The organism is Clostridium sp. JNZ J1-5 (assembly GCF_053901425.1).
The window spans coordinates 1,697,356-1,716,882 of record NZ_CM132773.1; the positions used below are offsets into that span (position 1 = coordinate 1,697,356).

The 19,527-nt window shown below is 31.8% G+C and carries 17 protein-coding genes; 1 reads left to right on the forward strand and 16 read right to left on the reverse strand.

Going from position 1 to position 19,527, the window contains the following annotated elements; translation table 11 throughout:
* Positions 1–20: 20 nt before the first annotated feature.
* The 11 genes from radA to ACWW38_RS08220 form a co-directional block, all read right to left on the reverse strand.
* On the reverse strand, positions 21–1,379 hold the full coding sequence (gene radA / locus ACWW38_RS08170; RefSeq protein WP_456260289.1) for a DNA repair protein RadA: 1,359 nt from the start codon (positions 1,377–1,379) through the stop codon (positions 21–23).
* Between the two features lie 209 nt (positions 1,380–1,588).
* Positions 1,589–4,030: an ATP-dependent Clp protease ATP-binding subunit gene (locus ACWW38_RS08175; protein WP_456260290.1), complete on the reverse strand. Its 2,442-nt coding sequence runs from the start codon at positions 4,028–4,030 to the stop codon at positions 1,589–1,591.
* A gap of 20 nt (positions 4,031–4,050) precedes the next feature.
* Positions 4,051–5,085, reverse strand: a complete 1,035-nt coding sequence (locus tag ACWW38_RS08180) for a protein arginine kinase (RefSeq protein ID WP_456260291.1) — start codon at positions 5,083–5,085, stop codon at positions 4,051–4,053.
* Positions 5,086–5,100: 15 nt separating this feature from the next.
* Positions 5,101–5,619 carry a UvrB/UvrC motif-containing protein gene (locus tag ACWW38_RS08185; RefSeq protein WP_456260292.1) on the reverse strand — a complete coding sequence of 173 codons (519 nt, stop codon included), beginning with the start codon at positions 5,617–5,619 and terminating at the stop codon, positions 5,101–5,103.
* Between the two features lie 117 nt (positions 5,620–5,736).
* A complete protein-coding gene (locus ACWW38_RS08190; RefSeq protein ID WP_456260293.1) occupies positions 5,737–6,195 on the reverse strand; it encodes a CtsR family transcriptional regulator in 459 nt (152 codons plus the stop codon).
* A 305-nt stretch (positions 6,196–6,500) separates the two neighbouring features.
* Positions 6,501–7,829, reverse strand: a complete 1,329-nt coding sequence (locus tag ACWW38_RS08195; RefSeq protein ID WP_456260294.1) for an acetyl-CoA hydrolase/transferase family protein — start codon at positions 7,827–7,829, stop codon at positions 6,501–6,503.
* 21 nt (positions 7,830–7,850) lie between these two features.
* A complete protein-coding gene (locus ACWW38_RS08200) occupies positions 7,851–8,891 on the reverse strand; it encodes a 3-oxoacyl-ACP synthase (protein ID WP_456260295.1) in 1,041 nt (346 codons plus the stop codon).
* A 68-nt stretch (positions 8,892–8,959) separates the two neighbouring features.
* The gene (locus tag ACWW38_RS08205) at positions 8,960–9,379 is read right to left on the reverse strand and encodes a hypothetical protein (RefSeq protein ID WP_456260296.1); all 420 of its coding nucleotides are present in this window, start codon (positions 9,377–9,379) and stop codon (positions 8,960–8,962) included.
* 61 nt (positions 9,380–9,440) lie between these two features.
* Entirely contained in the window at positions 9,441–10,979 is a 1,539-nt protein-coding gene (locus ACWW38_RS08210; protein WP_456260297.1) for a sodium:solute symporter family transporter, read from the reverse strand.
* Complete coding sequence (locus tag ACWW38_RS08215) at positions 10,957–11,439, reverse strand: hypothetical protein (protein WP_456260298.1); 483 nt, start codon at positions 11,437–11,439, stop codon at positions 10,957–10,959. The genes ACWW38_RS08210 and ACWW38_RS08215 overlap by 23 nt, the downstream gene beginning before the upstream one ends.
* A gap of 490 nt (positions 11,440–11,929) precedes the next feature.
* Positions 11,930–13,813, reverse strand: coding sequence for an NHL repeat-containing protein (locus ACWW38_RS08220; RefSeq protein ID WP_456260299.1), 1,884 nt, complete (start codon positions 13,811–13,813; stop codon positions 11,930–11,932).
* Positions 13,814–14,067: 254 nt separating this feature from the next.
* Here ACWW38_RS08220 and ACWW38_RS08225 point away from each other — a divergent pair, with 254 nt between their 5' ends.
* Positions 14,068–15,480: a sigma-54 interaction domain-containing protein gene (locus tag ACWW38_RS08225; protein WP_456260300.1), complete on the forward strand. Its 1,413-nt coding sequence runs from the start codon at positions 14,068–14,070 to the stop codon at positions 15,478–15,480.
* A 141-nt stretch (positions 15,481–15,621) separates the two neighbouring features.
* On the opposite strand, the gene ACWW38_RS08230 is transcribed toward ACWW38_RS08225, so the two are convergent.
* The 5 genes from ACWW38_RS08230 to ACWW38_RS08250 form a co-directional block, all read right to left on the reverse strand.
* Positions 15,622–16,170, reverse strand: a complete 549-nt coding sequence (locus ACWW38_RS08230) for an NADH peroxidase (protein WP_456260301.1) — start codon at positions 16,168–16,170, stop codon at positions 15,622–15,624.
* 432 nt (positions 16,171–16,602) lie between these two features.
* Entirely contained in the window at positions 16,603–17,229 is a 627-nt protein-coding gene (locus ACWW38_RS08235) for a hypothetical protein (protein ID WP_456260302.1), read from the reverse strand.
* A gap of 83 nt (positions 17,230–17,312) precedes the next feature.
* Positions 17,313–17,507 carry a hypothetical protein gene (locus tag ACWW38_RS08240; protein ID WP_456260303.1) on the reverse strand — a complete coding sequence of 65 codons (195 nt, stop codon included), beginning with the start codon at positions 17,505–17,507 and terminating at the stop codon, positions 17,313–17,315.
* A 270-nt stretch (positions 17,508–17,777) separates the two neighbouring features.
* The gene (locus tag ACWW38_RS08245) at positions 17,778–18,743 is read right to left on the reverse strand and encodes a P1 family peptidase (protein WP_456260304.1); all 966 of its coding nucleotides are present in this window, start codon (positions 18,741–18,743) and stop codon (positions 17,778–17,780) included.
* A gap of 113 nt (positions 18,744–18,856) precedes the next feature.
* Entirely contained in the window at positions 18,857–19,444 is a 588-nt protein-coding gene (locus ACWW38_RS08250) for an ECF transporter S component (protein ID WP_456260305.1), read from the reverse strand.
* Positions 19,445–19,527 lie beyond the last annotated feature (83 nt).

The window sequence follows — 19,527 nt, forward strand, 5'->3', positions numbered from 1 at the left end:
TCTAAGTTTTATTTTTTATATTAAAAAACCTTAGTTACCGCTTCCTTTAAAGATGATACACCTATAATATTTTCGTCTTTAATTTGCATCTTTCCTTTATTTCTCGCTGGTATAACTATGTTTTCAAATCCCATTTTTATTCCCTCATTTACCAATCTCTCACACATTGAAATAGGTCTAACTTCTCCTGTAAGTCCCACTTCTCCAAACACAATAGTTTTATTTAACTTAAAATTTTTACCTTTAACACTAGATATTAAGGCTAATGCAAGCCCTAAGTCTCCAAAGGTCCCTTCTATATTAAGACCTCCTACTACATTTACATATACGTCACAATTATAAAAAGGTATTCTAAGCTTTTTTTCTAATACAGCTAATATTAGGTTTAATCTTGAATTATCTACTCCAACAGCAGTTCTCCTTGGCATAACTGCTTTAGTTTCACTAACCAAAGCTTGTATTTCAACTAGGATTGGTCGAGTTCCTTCCATGATTCCAATTACTACTGATCCCTCATTATTAAAATTTGTCTCTTCTAAGAATACTTCGGATGGATTTGATATTTCTTTAAGACCTTCTTGCCTCATTTCAAAAACACCAATTTCACTAGTAGTTCCAAATCTATTTTTTAAGGTCCTCAATATCCTGAATTCCTGGGTTCTTTCACCTTCAAATGAAAGGACTGTGTCCACCATGTGTTCTAGTACTCTTGGTCCTGCTAATTCTCCTTGCTTAGTAACATGAGCCACTATAAATAGCGGTATATTTTTTGTTTTAGCAATTCTCATAAGTTCATTTGAACATTCTCTAACTTGTGAAACACTACCTGGTGCGGATGTAATAGAAGGCTTAAATAGAGTCTGTATAGAGTCTATAATAATAAACGCTGGATTCATGCTATCTATATGTTGTTCTATTAATTCTAAATTAGTTTCTGAAAGGATATATAGCTGAGAAGATATATTACCTATCCTATCTCCTCTTATTTTTATTTGCTCACCTGATTCTTCTCCTGATACATACAGTACCTTTCCTGATTTTTGAGCAATATTATTAGCAGTTTGTAATAATAGAGTAGATTTTCCTATACCAGGTTCTCCAGATATTAGTGTTAGGGATCCTTTTACCATTCCTCCCCCTAATACTCTATTTAATTCATTTATTCCAGTATCGTACCTCTCAAATTCTCCTGATTTTATATCCAATATACTTTCTGGTTTGTTATTACTACTTATTCCAGTACTTCTGCTTATAATCTGCGATTCTTTTTTCTCTTCCACCATGGTATTCCATGAACCACATCCCGGGCATTTTCCAAACCACTTAGGAGCCTCGTATGCACATTCTTGGCATATGAACACATTCCTATTCTTAGCCATAATTATATCACTCCTATTTATTTGTCCAAATTAATATTATACAATACTTTAATACAAAATTGTAATGAAATACAAAATTTTTTATTAAATTTATATTAGTACAAATACTACCTCATGTATAATCGCGTACTTATATTTAAAAATATCTAAATATAATTTTGAAACCGGCAGTCAGTGCTATCCTGATTCTGCCGGTTCCTATATCATAACTAACTTAATTTTTTAAATACTAACTTGTTATCTTCTACTGAAGCAAGAACATTGTCTCCTCTTTTTATACTTCCTTTTAAAATCTCCTCTGATAATTTATCTTCTACAGTTTTTGTTATAGCACGTCTTAAAGGTCTTGCTCCATAAGTAAGATCAAATCCTTCTTTTGCTAACATTTTTTCTGATTCTTCATCAAATTCAATATTTATTTCCTGTTTACTTAATCTGTAACCTACTTCTTTTAACATTAACTTAACTATATGTCTTAAATGTTTCTCTTCTAGAGCATGGAATACGATTATATCATCTATTCTGTTTAAAAACTCAGGCCTAAAAGAATTTTTAAGTTCTGCCATTACATTTTCCTTCATTCTTTCGTATTCACTTTCCGATACATCCTCTGAAACTGAGAACCCTAAAGACTTTTGTCTATTTATTGTTGAAGCACCTACATTTGATGTCATTATTATTATTGTATTTTTAAAGTTTACTGTTTTACCCTTTCCATCTGTAAGTCTACCATCTTCTAATATTTGAAGAAGAATATTAAATACTTCCGGATGAGCTTTTTCAATTTCATCAAATAGAACTACTGAGTAAGGCTGTCTTCTTACTTTTTCAGTTAATTGACCTCCCTCATCATATCCTACATATCCTGGAGGAGATCCGATAAGCCTTGATACAGCATGCTTTTCCATATATTCAGACATATCAATTCTAATTATATTATTTTCATCTCCAAACATGGCTTCTGCAAGAGCTTTAGATAACTCTGTTTTACCTACTCCTGTAGGTCCTAAAAATATAAATGAACCAATAGGCCTATTAGGATCTTTAAGTCCTACTCTAGCACGTCTAACAGCTCTTGAAATTGATTTAATAGCTTCTTCCTGCCCAATAACTCTTTTATGAAGTATTTCTTCCAATTTTAATAGTCTTTCAGATTCAGTCTGAGTAAGTTTTTCAACAGGAACATTTGTCCATTTAGCTACTACTGAGGCTATTTCTTCCTCTGTAACAATTTGAGTTGAAACCTGATTTTGCTTCTTCCAATCATTCTTAAAGCTATCTAACTTTTCTCTTAGCTCTTTTTCCTTATCTCTTAAAGCTGCTGCCTTCTCAAAATCCTGAACTCTTATTGCATCTTCCTTTTCTTTTTTTGATTTTTCAAGTTCTTCTTCTAGTCCTTTTAAATCATCTGGAACTGTTAGATTTCTTATTCTTACCTTAGCTCCAGCTTCATCTATTAAGTCTATAGCTTTATCTGGAAGGTATCTGTCTGTAATATATCTATCTGATAATTCAACTGCTGCTTTTATTGCTTCATCTGTAATTTTAACTCCATGATGAGCTTCATATTTATCTCTTAATCCTTTTAATATTAGTAGGGATTCTTCTTTAGTTGGTTCTCCTACATTAACAGGTTGGAATCTTCTTTCTAGCGCTGCATCCTTTTCTATATATTTTCTATATTCATCTATTGTTGTAGCACCTATACATTGGATTTCTCCTCTTGCAAGGGCTGGCTTTAATATATTAGATGCATCTATTGCTCCTTCTGCACCGCCGGCCCCTATTATAGTGTGAATTTCATCAATAAATAGAATTACATTGCCTACTTTGGTTATTTCCTCCATAACCTTCTTAAGTCTATCTTCAAATTCTCCTCTATATTTTGAGCCTGCTACTAATGAAGAAATATCTAAAGTTACTACTCTTTTATTTCTTAAGATCTCTGGAATATTTCCACTTGCAATTCTTTGAGCTAACCCTTCCGCTATTGCGGTCTTACCTACTCCTGGATCTCCTATTAAACATGGGTTATTTTTTATTCTTCTACATAGAATTTCAAGTACTCTCTCTGTCTCTTTATCTCTACCTATAACAGGATCAAGCTTTTCTTCTTCCGCCATTTGGGTTAAATCTCTTCCATATTGGTCTAGTGTAGGAGTATTATTTCCAGCCTTAGCTTTTCCCGTTGTTGATGATCCCTGAACATGCTCTGGATCAAATGCTTTTAATAATTCCTTTTCTAGTCTTTCAAAATCTAGCCCTAGATTATTTAGAATAGTGAATGCTACTCCTTCTGATTCTTTTATTAAAGCTAATAGTATATGCTCAGGAGTTATATAATTGTGATTTAACTTTCTAGCTTCTAACAAGCTAAGTTCAAGCAATCTTTTAGTTCTAGGTGTTAAAGGGATTTCTTTTTTATTAATATCAAAATCTCCTTTTCCCTCATATTCTTCAACTAAGTTCTTTACATTCTTTTCAGTTATATTCATTTCGTTAAGTAACTTCTTAGATGGTCCATCATTTTCCTTTAAAATTCCAAGTAATATATGCTCAGTTCCTACATAACCATGCTGGAACTCTTGAGCTTCTTGTTGAGCATAAAATAAAACTTTTTGTGCTCTTTCAGTAAATCTGCCAAACATCATAGGCAATACACCTCCTTAACTTATAGTTGTACATTTTTTAATCTTTCTTTAACTAAGTTTGCCCTATTTATGTCTATTTCTCTATCTAAAAACTTACTTTCTAATAATTTTTGAAGAGTTGCAGGTTGAATATCTATAAGAAGTTTATTCAATGAGTTTTTATCAACATCTTTAATTATTCCCAATTCAACTCCTAATCTTACATTTGAAAGTAAATTTAAAGCTTCTCTAGTTTCTAAAACAACTGCAGATTTTAATATACCTATCGATCTATATATCTTATCTTCTATTTCATATTTATTTTTGCTTAACATTCTCTCTCTAGCTAAATTTTCTCTACTTATAATTTGATTTATAACTCCAGTTAAATTGCTCAAAATTTCTTCTTCAGTAAGTCCTAATGTAATTTGATTAGAAATCTGGTATAAGTTGCCTTCAGCTTGAGAACCTTCTCCATACAATCCCCTTATAGTCATTCCAACCTGCGTTAGAGCATTTAGAAGTCCTACTATTTCTTTATTTATAGTAAGTGCAGGGAGATGCACCATGGCAGAGGCTCTAAGTCCCGTACCTATATTTGTTGGACAAGCAGTTAAATATCCTAACTTTTCATCAAAAGCATATTCTAGCTTTTCCTCTAATAAATCATCTAATTTATTTATATATTCAAGAGCTTCCTTTAAATTAAGTCCTCCAGTTATGCTTTGCAATCTTAAATGATCTTCTTCATTTATCATAATACTACCTATCTCATCTTGGTCTAATATAAAAGCCGATTGATTTTTATTACTTATAAGTTTATTGCTAATCAAATGTCTTTCTAAATAAGAATAATTGGCAGTATCATCATTTTGCCATAAATAAATTGTTTTAAACTTTTCTTCAGTATAAGGAGATGAATATATTGCCTCTTCAATTTTGTTTACTACATCTCTTCCATCATATTCGTTTAACTTATTTGGGAAAGGAGTATTTTTTATATTTCTTGCCAATCTTATTCTACTGCTTAAAACTATATCGTCATTGCTAGTTTGGGCCTCTAACCAATTTTTCATTTCTACACCCCCAGCCTATTTTATATCCTTTTCTATTTCTCTAATCTGATCTCTTAGTTCTGCTGCCTTTTCATATTCTTCTAAAGTTATGGCCTTCTGTAATTCTTCTTTTAGCTTCAATAACTTTTTCTTATGGATTAGATCTTTTCCGCTTTTGCTAGGAACCTTACCTACATGTTCTACATTTCCCTGAACTCCTTTTATAACAGACAAGATAGCAGGTTTAAAACTTTCATAACATTCACTACATCCAAGTAATCCATTTTCTTTAAACTCTCTATATGATAGATTGCAGTTTTTACATCTTAATTCAATACTCTTATTAGTCTGAGGAGCCTTATTTACATAATCCATTAATCCACCTAAAATACTTTGAAAAGAAAATGGAGCTATAATATCCATATCAGGAACTAAATTAAATTCTTTACTTTTGCTAGCGCAATTATGACATAAATTTGCTTCTTTTTTTACCCCATTGACTACTTTAGTTACGTGAATTGTAGCTTCATTTTGTTTACAAACTTCACAAATCATAAACTCACCCCTTTTATTTACATAAAACTATATACAATATTAGCTATTATTTATGAATTAATGCTAAAATTAAATATACGTTAATCCTTTTTTAATTTTTACCACATCAATCTAAGATTATAACAATATGATTCCAATCATTCCTTTTAATATTTGTGCTCTAATACCATTTCTTTGATCTGATGGCACCATTAAATTTCTATCATTGATAGCAGCTCTCATAATATTAGCTTCCCTATAAGTTACAATTTTTCTTTCTAGGAGTACATTAATTATATTATAGGCACTATCATAAGTAATACTATTTCCTATCTTATCTTCAAGTAACTTCCTTATGGCACCATTATTTTCATGCACAATTTTTTTAATTTTGATACATCCGCCTCCACCTCTTCTACTTTCTATGTAATATCCACTTTCTGTTGAAAATCTAGTAGTTAAAACATAACTTATTTGAGATGGAGCGCATTTAAATTGATTTGCTAAGTCGTTTCTTCCTATTTCAAGTTCACTAGTGCCACTTTGTTCTAAAAGCTCTTTAATAAATTCTTCAATTACATCTGATAGTCTTGCCATTACCTCACCTCTATTGACTTTGTCTTTCTTTGACCTTCATTAATTTTATGATAATATTTTTGCACGCCATATTCAATTGCAATAATCAAACAATTTTGATTTTATTCCGTATCTATCTCTTATTAACTCCATTTTCCTTATTATTACTCAAACTTTCTTTATATATTCAGTTTTACTTTAAATTAACATTAATTATAAATTACAAATTTAACTACAACAAAAGGTTGTTTTTACACTATTAAAAGATGTAAAAACAACCTTATATAAATTATTATAATATGGTAGGCTTATTTTAAAATACTATATTACCAAATTCCATTTTTCTTTGCTTCGAACCTTAATTCTTCTCTGAAATCAGGATGTGCAATATTAATTAATCTTTCAACTCTTTCTCTTATGGCTCTTCCCCTAAGCCATGCAACCCCATACTCTGTAACTACATAATCCACATCATTTCTTGATAAACTTACTACTGCTCCTTGCTTAAGCATTGGAACAATCTTAGATACTTCAACCTTTTCTCCTTGTTCATTTTTCACTTTTGCAGTAGAATAAAGTGCAATTATAGACTTTCCGCCCTTAGTCATCTGTGCTCCTATTGCAGTATCTGCTTGCCCGCCTGTTCCTGAAAATTGAACATGGCCTATAGATTCAGAAGCACATTGACCGCATAAATCAACTTCTAAAGTAGTATTAATAGAAGTCATTTTGTGATTTTGTGAAATTACATAAGGATCATTTGTCCACATGCCATTCTTAAAGCATACTGATGGATTATCATCTATAAAATCATATAATCTTCTTGTTCCCAATGCAAATGTAGCAACTGAACTTCCTTTATACAAGGTCTTCATAGAATTGTCAACTGCTCCACATTCAATAAGATCTACCATTCCATCTGTAAACATCTCTGTGTGAATTCCTAAATGTTTCTTTAATTTTAATGCCTCTGCTACTGCATTAGGAATTCCACCAATACCCAATTGAATTGTAGCCCCATCTTCTACTAGATCCGCAATATATTGCCCAATAGTTGCATCTTTTTGTGTGAAAGGCACTACTGGAAGAGATGGTACTTCATAACTTACTTCTACAATAGCATCTACTTGATTAATATTTATTGTAGTATCTCCAAATGTTCTTGGTAAATATGGATTTACTTCAACAATAACTAATGCTCCCTCATCTATAAGCTGTTTCTCATAAGTAGCTCCTAAGGATAAGCTTAAGTATCCGTGATTATCCATAGGTGAAGCAGTAGCTAAAAGCACTTTTCTTCTACCATCTGTAGCATACAATCTTTTAGTAAGGGCAGAATGTAAGTGTTGTGGTGCATGACTTACATTTTGATTCATATGAGCTTTTCTTAAAGAAGGTGAATAAAACCATCCAGCTACAAAAATTGTATCTACATATTCTGGATTCTTTATGAATTCATAATTTCCCATTGGTAAACAATTAGTAAGAGTACATCCTCTAACATTATTATCTTTAATCTTATGAAGTTCGTTCAAGATAGACATAGGTTCACTGCCACCTAAGGCTGTTACGATAAAGTCACCTGACTCTATCATACCTAAAGCTTCTGACATACTCTTTGTCTTACTCTTATATAGTTCATAAATGTCTTTCATTATAATCCTCCCACTTTTTAATTATAACCTTTTTCCCCATCTAACTAAGCTACATGCAAATGCATATCCAGTACCAGCACCTAGAAGAGCACATACACTTCCATCCTTTACCAATCCTTTTTCTAATCCATACTGCACTGATAAGAGCTGGTCAACATGTCCACAGTGTCCATCATCAGCTAGATATACTGTTTTTTCATTATTTATTCCAAGGTCGTCCATTATAGCATAATGTGCTCTTGGAGCTACGTGAGTTATTCCTATAAAGTCTATATCTCTTTCATTTAAATTAGAATCTTTAAGTGCTAATCTAACAGCTCCAGTAAAATTAGGTATAGATCTAGTTGCTAAGTTCTTCTTTGTTCTTTCAGGGTCTGCCATATGAAGTAATCTTGCTTTCTTTAACTTTTCTGGATCTTGTCCTATTTCATCAGTAATTGGATTTAGTGTTCCACCCCATTTTCCTACTGCATCATCGGAGAAAATATGATCAGTTATTATACCAGATCCTAAAAGCTCATTTTCCATATGGTCTCTCTTTAAAATAAGAGCAAATCCTCCTGGAGACATATCAAACATATTAGATTGATTTCGATCTTCAAGATCTATTAAATAAGCATTAGCGTTTCCACCTGCAACTAATACTGTATTTAGACTATCATCTGCATACATCATATCCTTAGCAACCTTTAAAGCTAGCGGAGTACCAGCACATCTAAATGATAAATCCCATGCATAAGCATTATCTGCTTTTATTTCATTTTGTATCTTTATAGCTACTGTCCAACAAGTATATTCACAATATGTTTCTCCTGCATATAATATCATATCAATTTCTTTTGGATTTATTTTTGTTCTTTCTAGTAATCTTTTAGTTGCTTTAGTTGCCATCATTCCAGGATGGTCTTCCGGTCCACCTATATGCTTACTATTAACTCCCATCTTGTTTTTTAATACATCTACTGGAATATTTACTATTTCTGATAGTTCCTCAGCAGTCATAATTTGTTCTGGTAAATAAGTTTCAAAATCAACTATACCTACGTGAAAATCTTTTTTCATAATAAAACCCTCCTACATGTTTTTATAAATTTAATATTTTAAAATTAGCTATGCTAATTTTGTAATCTCTATCTAAATTCAGCCTTTTCCTTTAAATACGACTTAACTAAATTGTAGTATGCCTCAGTGTCAATCCTGTCTTTACTAAACAAAACTAGCTTTTCATCTAAACCTCTTGCATTGATTTCTATCCTAGCATTTGTTAAAAATGTCCTCTTTTTAAATACTATTTTTTCAATATCCTCATATTTGATTGTAAAATTTTCACTACTCTTTTTTAATATATCAATAGCACTCATGCCATCATATTCAAATTCCTTTACTGGTCTTACATGTAATATCCAAGTCCTATAGCTTTTTATTAAATAATCTATGACTATTTCCTTATCAGTAAAGACCACATTGTAATAAACCATATTTAGTGGACAGTTTCTAAGCATATTTTCCATGACACTAATAACTCCATTTTTAGCTATGTCATATTCCATACAATATTCCCCCATTTATTTTGGCAAATGGGTTTTAGCCCATTTGCCAATAAATATTAAATTAACAATCAATAACCGCTTCTAAGTTTTTGTCCAATTTAACTTCTGTAGTAGCCATAGATACAGCTATGAATACTATTAATGATATAGCTAAGGCAAAGCTTCCATTGTGAAGCCCAATTTTACCTAAGGAATTCATATACCAAGCAGCTTTTAAGGTTTTAGCCATTTCAAATATAACAGCTACTCCAAGTCCTGATACTATAGATGCAATTGCCCCTTCTTTTGTAGCTCTCTTCCAGTTAAATCCAAGCCCTATTGATGGTGCTAATGCAGCTGCAAAAGTACCCCATCCAAAGGCTCCTAGTAAAGCTATACCATCTTTACCAAGACCAACTGCTAAAACAACTGATAATATTCCACAACCTATTGAAGCAATTCTTCCTAAGAAAAGTTCTTGTTTACTATCTAATTGTTTGCCAAGAGCAAAAGGTATATCACGTACTATAGCAGCAGAAGCTATATTTATGAATGAATCTCCTGTTGACATTACTGCTGATGCTATACCAGCGAAAGCAAGTCCTGTTAATACAGGATTTGTAAAGTTCATCAAAAATACTGTTATAGCGTCATCTGGATTAGCAAGTGCTGGTAATTTTCCAGATACAACTAAAGATTTAACTACAACACCAACACCAAATGCTAAGAATCCACTTAGTACTGCAGGTACTGTTGTCATGAAAGCTCCCCATTTTAACTTTCTAATGTCCTTAACCATAAAGAACTTATGAACTAAGTGAGGTTGACCAACTACACCCATTGCCATTATGAAATAAGAACACATTGCCCCAATAGGTGAACCTAATCCGAAAGGTCCTACGAACTTATATCCTGCTCCACCTTTAGCTAGAGCTGGAGCATTAGCTATTGTTTCTGTAATATTCATTATTCCATTTCCTGTTTTTAGTACATATGCAAATATTGCTATAGATGCTACTGCCATCATTGTTCCTTGGAATACGTCAGTATATATACCTGCAAGCATTCCTCCACCAATAGCATAGATAAGCATTATTACCATACCTATAATTAATCCAGTTACAACTGATATGTTGAAAACATATCCTATGATAACTCCCATTGCTAGTAATTGAGTAGCTAGGTATAAAACTGTACCAGCTATAGTTGCTATTGCTGCAAGTCCAGATGCTGTTTTACTCTTGTATCTTACATATATAGCATCTGCAACTGTCATACAATCACTAACTTCAACCAATAATCTCATTCTCTTTCCTACAATAACCCATAGAATAACGTAAGCCATACCAGTTGAAATTGTTAACCATATTACCCCTGTACCAACACTGTAAATTAAGCCTGGACATCCAACGAATAGCCATCCTGACATAGTTGCTGAAAACGCTGCTAGTGCTAGCGGAATAGGGCCTATTGACTTTCCTGCTATGAAGAAGTCTGCTGAACTTTTAGTTCTCTTTGTTGCCCATGCACCAATAGCTAAAACTATAATCATATAAATAATTACTATTGCACCTATAACACCCATACCACTACCTGAATTACTTGCTAAAAGTAGACTCATTTGCTCCCACTCCTTTGCTTACATTGTTTGAATCTGGGAGTAACTTAGCCCCAGTTTTTTCTTCAAATTCTTTTATCCATTCATCTCTTAAATAGTCCTTTTCAAATCTAAAACAAAATGTTAAAGTACCTGTTACTATTAAAACAAGCCAGTAAACAAAGAACATAATTCCTGTTGGCAATGGATAACCAAACGAATGACTCTTAGTTATGTTTTCAGGAACTGCAGTTATATTTAGCATTGCTATAAGAGAACCAACCATAATTATGAAAGAAATAATCCACCAAACTTTTTGTACTCCATGAACCTTCCCACCTCTAGCAGCACCTGCAAATAACCAAGTAAATAGAAGGAGTGGCATTGCTACTGCAAATAAATAGTTGTTTTTAGTAAACTGTGCAACAACAAATACTATAGCCGTTAACAAGAGAACGATTACATACTTTTGATTCTTATCCAATAAAATTACCTCCTTTAGTTTATTTATGGAAAATCCTACTATCCCCCTTTCTTATGGAGCATCATTTTTTCTTTGACTATATTAATAGCAGATATTGTGCCAAATTTATAAAATCAGCTATAAACCCTTATTATTCAATGCATTTCCGTATTTTTTAATATTTCTATATTGATTTAAATTAGGAACAAATAGTTACTGTTAGAAAACGTTTACCTTGTAAGCTTTGAAAATGCATTGTTTCAGTGTGAATTACACCTAAAAGTTACAGTTGCTAAATTGTTACACTTTTACTTTGAGAGCTTAAATGCATTTAATTTTTTTATTTTAGTTTTTTATACATATTTTGCAGCAAAATAATTGTATATTTTTAATTCTGAGTATTACTAATACCCATTCACCATAGATTCTCTATCTATATATAAAAGAAGAGAATCTATATAGATTTATATAAATCTATATAGATTCTCTGTAATTTAATTGTTTATATTAGTTAGTTGGCAGGATCAAAGAACTGTAACCTTTGTAATACACCATCAGTTACATATAATCTACCAGTGTTTTTATTAATATCGCATCCCATTGGTGAGAAGAAATTACCTGGAGTATTAGACATTGTTCCCCATTCTGCTACAAAGTTGCCATTTGAATCAAATTTCTGCATTCTCTTATGTGAAGTATCTGATACAATTATATTATTATTTGCATCAATAGTTATTCCTAATGGTAAGAATAACATTCCAGCTGCATGACCCTCTTCGTAATATTGAATTGGATCAACTGTAGGTTCACCTATTTTACCTAGGAAAGTACCATCTGGTTTAAATACTTGGACTCTGCTATTTTTGCTATCTACAACAAATATAGCCTTTTGTCCTTTATATACTCCTATTTTTATGTCAGCTGGGCAAATAAATTGTCCATCACCTGAACCAGTTCCACCCCATTCTCTTAATAGAGTCTGATTTTTAACTACTTTTATCTTATTGTCTCCCCAGTCACTTATATAAACTGTTTCATTATCAGTGTCAACAGCAACTCCCCAAGGGTTGTCTACTATAGCAGTTCCAGCGACAAGTTCAAAGTCAAATCTTGAACTTCCATATTTTCTTACTACTCTAGAATTTCCAAAGTCTGTTACATATAACCTGCTTTGGCCATCTACAGCTATCTGTTTTGGGAATAAGAAATTATAGAACAAGTAAATTGATCCAAACCCATCCGGTCCACCTTGTCCATCATTGTACCCGTAATTTTCTATCCAAGTTCCACTAGAATTAAATCTTTGTATTCTGTGGTTAAATGAATCTGATACATAAATATCTCCATTAGCCTGGTTAATAGCAACACTTCCAGCATTTGAGAATATACCATTAGCAGTTCTCAATGTTCCATAACTGTTGTATAAAGTTGTGTTATTGCTGCTACCATAATACTTCATTATTCTACTATGAGAATCTACGCATGTTACATAGTTTCCTTCAAGTATAGCATGAGCTGGAAGAGCCATCTTTAAATCACCATTTTGCATCTGTAAGAATCCGAAATTCTTTTCGTAAGTATCATATACCATAACCCTATTGTTACCACTATCTGATACTACAACTTTGTTATTAGTAGGTTCTACGTAAACTCCTCTTGGATGATTGAATATGTCTGATTGATATGACCATATATTATAATAATCATATAAACCGAAAGTTCCAAATGATTTTAAATGCTGCCATGATGGAGAAGTTTGAAATACTTGTATTCTATTGTTATAGGTATCTGCAACATAAAGTCTATCATTAGAATCTATTGAAAGACCTTGTTGAACTGCAAATTGTCCATTATTAGCTCCATAAGAACCATATGCAGCTAAAAAATTTCCATTTACATCGAACTTTTGTATTCTGTGATTTAATTCATCACTTACATAATAGTTTCTTTTACTGTCTTGAACTATTGAACGAGGAATGTCGAATTGTCCATTTCCTTTTCCAGGACCTCCCCATTCTCTTATAAACTGGAAGTTGTTAGTATACTTTTTAATCTTATTTGTGCCTAATTCATTAACTAAAACATTGTTGTCTTTGTCTACATAAACAAACAAAGGCATGTCTATTCCGTCTAATGTAGCAATTCTTTGCATACTTGAGTTCAGTTTTACTACTCGATTATTAGCTAAATCTGCTACAAAGTAGTTTCCATTAGTGTCCTTTGAAATCGCCACAGGATTACCTAAAGTATAACCCGGTGCTGCTGCTCCAGAAGTAACCCCTATTTGCCCAGCATAGTTGTATGGAGTAGTTGCAAAAGCAGTAGATGCCAATAAAATTAAGATGAGAAACAAAGTAGAGACACTTGACAAAATCTTAATTCTTGTCTTTTTCATACACTTATTTACCTCCTATTATTTTTTTTATACATTAATTAAAATAATGTATATATATATTGTAACAATATTCCAAACTTTCTTCAATATTTTTCTTTATTTTCTAATAAATGTAACAAATCGTTACATTTATACATTTTGTTACATTTTATTTTTAATTCTTTAATATTTAGTTTGTAATACTTTTTCACTTTCCACATAATTCAAATAATGGTATAATAGTAACATATAACTTTAAAAGGGGGGGAAATAAGATGTACCAACATACTATAAATAACAACGTAGACAAGTTGCTTACATCCATACCACCTTCAATTTTTAACAGGCTACCTCTTCCAATTAACTTTGTGGATGAAAATTGTAACGTTATTGTTATGAACCAAGCCTTTTTAGATTATATAGGCAGTTCAATAAAAGACGTAGTTGGAAAACATCTTACAGAGGTAGATCCTACAGTAAGACTTCCTTTAGTTCTAAAGACTGGTGTGCCAGAACTGGGCAGAAAACATAAATTTAGTAATGGCAAAGAAGCTATTGTAGATAGGATACCTATTGTAGATGATGGTAAAGTTATGGGTGGTGTAGGCATCATACTAGTAGATGACCTTAATAACAGGGAGCTTAGAAACAGCATTATCAACACTATAAAACCTCAGGCTCCTGAAAACGTTTTAGAAACATTTAGACCTAAGTACAAATTTGAAGATATATTATCTCAATCACCTTCAGGCAAAAAGTGTAAGGCTCAAGCTAAATCTTATGCTATAACTGATCTACCAGTATTAATTACTGGAGAGAGTGGTGTAGGTAAAGAACTCTTTGCTCACTCAATTCATGGCTTCAGCAAAAGGAGTAATAAACCTTTTATAAGTTTAAACTGTGCTGCAATACCTGAGCCGCTTATTGAATCTGAATTGTTTGGTTATGAGGCTGGTTCCTTTACTGGTGCAAGTAAATCTGGTAAACCTGGTAAATTTGAACTAGCAAACGGCGGAACAATATTCTTGGATGAGATAGGAGATCTTCCTTTAAACATGCAAGCTAAACTGTTACGAGCGTTACAAGAAAATCAGATTGAAAAAATTGGTACTAACAGAATAGTAAATACTGATGTAAGGATAATAGCCGCTACAAATTGTGATTTAGAAGAAAAGGTTGCTAAAAAAGAATTCCGAGCTGATTTATTTTATAGACTTAATGTACTTCATTTAAATGTCCCTTCTCTTAGAGAAAGGTCTGGGGACATTCCATTACTAGTTGACCACTTCATAACTTCTTTCTATCAACGTTGTGGCATATATAAATCATTTTCTAATGAAATAATTGATGTTCTAGTTAAATATGATTGGCCTGGTAATGTAAGAGAGCTTAGAAATATAGTTGAAAGGCTCGCTGTAATTTCTAGTGGCGAAGAAGTTACAAAGGATATAATACCTTCATATATCTTAGAATCAAGTTATAAAGTTGCCGCGAAAAACTATGCCCCTTCTCAATCTTCTAATAAAAGTTCTTTAAACAATATTTTAGAAGAAGTAGAAACTCAGATTATAAAGGATACATTAATATCATGTAACTTTAATAAATCTCAAGCAGCCGATACTTTAGGAATTCCTAGAATGACTCTATATAGAAAATTAAAGAAAATGCAATTAGATGGTAATGTTTAATAAAAAATAATCTATTAAAAGAGCTTAGCCTTATGATATAAATACATAAGGCTAAGCTCTACACACCTAATATAAGAAAACTATTTACTTTTAATTATATAACATATTATTTTATAGACATATTAGAGTACTATTTATTGATTAACCGAAGTATCTGTTTAATAATCCTTTAAATGCTGATCCATGTCTTGCTTCATCTTTACACATTTCATGTACAGTGTCATGAATTGCATCATAATTTAACTTTTTAGCTAATGTTGCTAAATCTTTCTTTCCTTGACATGCTCCATGTTCTGCATCTACTCTCATTTGAAGGTTTGTCTTTGTATCGTTAGTTACAACTTCTCCTAATAATTCAGCAAACTTAGCAGCATGTTCTGCTTCTTCCCAAGCTATTCTCTTATAAGCTTCTGCAACTTCTGGATAACCTTCTCTATCCGCTTGTCTGCTCATTGCTAAGTACATTCCAACTTCTGTGCATTCTCCCATGAAGTTTGCTTTTAATCCTTCTAAAACTTCTGGGTCTACATCTTTTGCAATTCCTATTCTGTGTTCATCTGCCCACTCTAATTTTTCATCTGCTTTCTTTTCTACAAATTTATCTTTTGATGCTCTACATTGAGGGCATACTGCTGGAGCTTCCTCTCCTTCGTGAATATAACCACATACTGTACAAACAAACTTTTTCATATTGATCTTCCTCCCGATTAAATCTTTTAATAATTTATATTATTTAATAATTATTATTAACTACTACATTTACAATCATACATTTATTTAGGCATCTTTTCAAATCAATTTTTTTTTAATTTTAAGCATTTAATCAAATTATATTTAAATTACTCTTATTTTCTTATTATTTCTACTATCTTTAGTTTAATTTATATACTTTACCATAAAGAGGATTCTTGGCTTCAGGTGGAGTTTTTTTCTCCAACTGAAGGTTAGAAGCCCTTATCTAGGGACGTAACAGCCGTTATCTCCCACTTTAGAAGTGGGAGTATTACGGATGGTAGTCATCAGATAAAACAGAATTACTTGTAACCTTTTAACAAATAAAAAATACTGAAATAACCTTATTTATTTTGGTATTCAGCATTCTTTGACTTACTATATATTTATCTATTTTATAAAGCCTATTATGTTATTAATTTTTTGAACTTCATAATCTATACATGCTTTTTGCTCTTCTTGAAAGTTTTTTCTATTATTTATTATATTTTTATACTCATCAATTTTCTTTAGGAGTTCTCCTATTTCTTTTTCATATTCATCAATTATACTTTTGGTTTTAGCGCTAACATCCGAAGTAAATGAGCCTAATACCTTAACTCTATCTTGTCCATCTTTTATTAATTCCTGAACATTCATCCCTGATGCTTTAACTATATTTAAAACCGACTGCTTTTTAATATCTGTTGGAAGGGTTTCTGGTAAAGCCTTAACATAACTGTCTATTAAGAATATGGTGTTAATTTTTTTATTTTCTATATTAAATCTGTTATAAATTTCATCCACACTTAAAAGTTTATTAACTTCTTTTTCTGTACTATCTTTTGGTGAATTTAACTCTATATCTCTTTTAACTTCTACCACCTCTCCCATTTCTTCTTTCTCATTAATAATATTTAATTCATTATTATTCTTATCTGTATGTATATCTTGTTCATCTGGAATTTTTACTATTTCTTCTTTATTAACTTTATCTACTAGTCTAAACTTTTCAAAAATCGATTTTTTTTCTTCCATAGGTATATCACCCCGCCCTGTTATTTCTTTATATGTTATATTCTAATATAACTTTATATATTTTTCATTATATTTTTATAAATTTAATTAAAATATGCCATAATTTGCCCCCAAGCTATACCCGAAATTATAAGTATTATTCCAAAAATAATATATTTAGATATGTCTGTAAGCTTAAATCCTTTAATTAAAATGCTTCTTTCTATTAAGCATATAATTGTAGATGCAATTAAGCTAGCCACTATAAAATTTATAATAATAAGACCGATTTCTTTCATGGTTTGATGTCTCCCTACTTTAACACGGCTATAATAAGCTGTATATGTATTTAATTTACAAACTCCTTAGAAAATATTACTATTTAAATATCGTTTAAATTTAATTAAAATTTAATATACACATATACAATTATTAATATAGAAGCTGATAGAGGATTATTTAAAGAAATAATCCTCTATCAGCTTCTATAAAATATCCTGTCAAGTAATGCTTCATTTAAATAAAGTCCATGTCTAATCTAGATTTAAATAAATAGCATATATCCTAAACTATTTTGCAAAATCTCTATAACATTTATATCCACAAAGATTATCTGCATTTTTTACAGCACTAATGATGGCTTTCTCCATGGCTCTTGCACCTAAAAGCCCTACAACATTAATATCAGCCTGAACTTTTCCAGTAGCCATAGAGAAAATAGTATCACCATCAAACATTGTGTGTACTGGATAAATAGCTCTAGCAAAACCATTATGCCCCATAGAAGCTACTTTATTTATTTCTGACTTAGTTAGTTTTGCATTGGTTGCAATAATACCAATAGTAGTATTTCCATTAAATAAATTTTTCTTATTATCGTACTTAGCTACCATTATGTCTTCTGTATTTCTAAAACTTTTTTTATCTTCGCTTAGTACACCAGCAACTATCCTTGATGTTTCAGGCTCTATTACATCTCCCAAACAATTAACTGCCACCATAGCTCCTACAATTAATTCTCCTACTTTAATTGTATAAGTACCAAGCCCGCCTTTCATCGAAAACTCAGGACCTAGCACCTTACCTACTGTAGCTCCAGTTCCTGCTCCTATATTTCCTTCTAAGCATCCTTTATTTTGTAAATTTATACATGCTTTATACCCCATCTTCTTATCTGGCCTTATTTTATGGCTTCCAATAACTAAATCGAAAAGTGCTGCTCCACACACAATAGGTACCTTTGTTACTCCCACATCAAATCCTATGCCCTTTTCCTCTAGGTACTGCATTACTCCGCTAGCGGCATCCAAGCCAAATGCACTGCCTCCAGTTAATAGTATTCCATGTACCTTATCAACCATATTTATAGGATTTAAAAGATCTGTCTCTCTTGTTCCAGGTGCCCCTCCTCTTACATCAACTCCGGCTACAGCTCCTTCTTCGCAAATAATTACAGTACACCCTGTAGCTGCCTCTAAGTCTTGGGCATGACCAACTTTAATTCCCTCAATATCTATAAAATTTACTATTTCCATTTTGTCACCTTCCAAATTAATTAATGTAATATAAAAAACCTAAGATTAAAATTAAAGTAGTAAAAACCTTTTGTGATTTTACTACTTTCTGTATTTTACTTATATAATTATTCTTATCTTCTTATTTTCTTAACTGCAAAAACTATTGGAATAGTAATAACTACTGCCACTCCTATTTCTGGAATACCATGAGTTGTTCCTAGGGCTAGTAAAAATTTCCCTATTGTATCTACCTTCTGGCCAAGAGCTTTTGCAACTGGCTCTGCGTATAGTAAATATATCATTCCTAAGAAACCAACAGTATTCATAAGAGTTCCTATTGCTGCCGCACTTCCAATTTTAACTGTTTCATTTTTTAAAGGTAAGCCCTTATACACATAGTATGCAACAATACCAATTAGTATTCTTGGTGCTATTGATACCAATGGGTTCATGGCTACAAATGAAATTGGAGTAGGTCTAATGATTGCATTAACAAAACTAATTATTCCAAATACAAGTCCCATTAATGCCCCTAACACCGGCCCTTCCAATATTGCAGTTATTATAACTGGTATATGCATGATAGTGGCTCCTACTGGCGGAATTGGTATAATCCCTAGCGGTGTAAGCCCAAGTATTGCTGATATAGCAGCTAACATTGCAAAAGTCGTAAGTTTTCTTGTTCTTTTTTTGTCTGCAGTGACAACGTTTCTTTCCATAAATTTTCTACCTCCGTTCTTATTCCTTTTAGGATATAAGTCGAATAAAACTGAACTTAAATATTAAATTATGTATTAAGATT

What these genes read in the sequence shown, in the direction of transcription:
- radA (WP_456260289.1), bottom strand. Translation starts at nt 1,379, where the DNA reads ATGGCTAAGAATAGGAATGTGTTCATATGCCAAGAATGTGCATACGAG.
- ACWW38_RS08175 (WP_456260290.1), bottom strand. Translation starts at nt 4,030, where the DNA reads ATGATGTTTGGCAGATTTACTGAAAGAGCACAAAAAGTTTTATTTTAT.
- ACWW38_RS08180 (WP_456260291.1), bottom strand. Translation starts at nt 5,085, where the DNA reads ATGAAAAATTGGTTAGAGGCCCAAACTAGCAATGACGATATAGTTTTA.
- ACWW38_RS08185 (WP_456260292.1), bottom strand. Translation starts at nt 5,619, where the DNA reads ATGATTTGTGAAGTTTGTAAACAAAATGAAGCTACAATTCACGTAACT.
- ACWW38_RS08190 (WP_456260293.1), bottom strand. Translation starts at nt 6,195, where the DNA reads ATGGCAAGACTATCAGATGTAATTGAAGAATTTATTAAAGAGCTTTTA.
- ACWW38_RS08195 (WP_456260294.1), bottom strand. Translation starts at nt 7,829, where the DNA reads ATGAAAGACATTTATGAACTATATAAGAGTAAGACAAAGAGTATGTCA.
- ACWW38_RS08200 (WP_456260295.1), bottom strand. Translation starts at nt 8,891, where the DNA reads ATGAAAAAAGATTTTCACGTAGGTATAGTTGATTTTGAAACTTATTTA.
- ACWW38_RS08205 (WP_456260296.1), bottom strand. Translation starts at nt 9,379, where the DNA reads ATGGAATATGACATAGCTAAAAATGGAGTTATTAGTGTCATGGAAAAT.
- ACWW38_RS08210 (WP_456260297.1), bottom strand. Translation starts at nt 10,979, where the DNA reads ATGAGTCTACTTTTAGCAAGTAATTCAGGTAGTGGTATGGGTGTTATA.
- ACWW38_RS08220 (WP_456260299.1), bottom strand. Translation starts at nt 13,813, where the DNA reads ATGAAAAAGACAAGAATTAAGATTTTGTCAAGTGTCTCTACTTTGTTT.
- ACWW38_RS08225 (WP_456260300.1), top strand. Translation starts at nt 14,068, where the DNA reads ATGTACCAACATACTATAAATAACAACGTAGACAAGTTGCTTACATCC.
- ACWW38_RS08230 (WP_456260301.1), bottom strand. Translation starts at nt 16,170, where the DNA reads ATGAAAAAGTTTGTTTGTACAGTATGTGGTTATATTCACGAAGGAGAG.
- ACWW38_RS08235 (WP_456260302.1), bottom strand. Translation starts at nt 17,229, where the DNA reads ATGGAAGAAAAAAAATCGATTTTTGAAAAGTTTAGACTAGTAGATAAA.
- ACWW38_RS08240 (WP_456260303.1), bottom strand. Translation starts at nt 17,507, where the DNA reads ATGAAAGAAATCGGTCTTATTATTATAAATTTTATAGTGGCTAGCTTA.
- ACWW38_RS08245 (WP_456260304.1), bottom strand. Translation starts at nt 18,743, where the DNA reads ATGGAAATAGTAAATTTTATAGATATTGAGGGAATTAAAGTTGGTCAT.
- ACWW38_RS08250 (WP_456260305.1), bottom strand. Translation starts at nt 19,444, where the DNA reads ATGGAAAGAAACGTTGTCACTGCAGACAAAAAAAGAACAAGAAAACTT.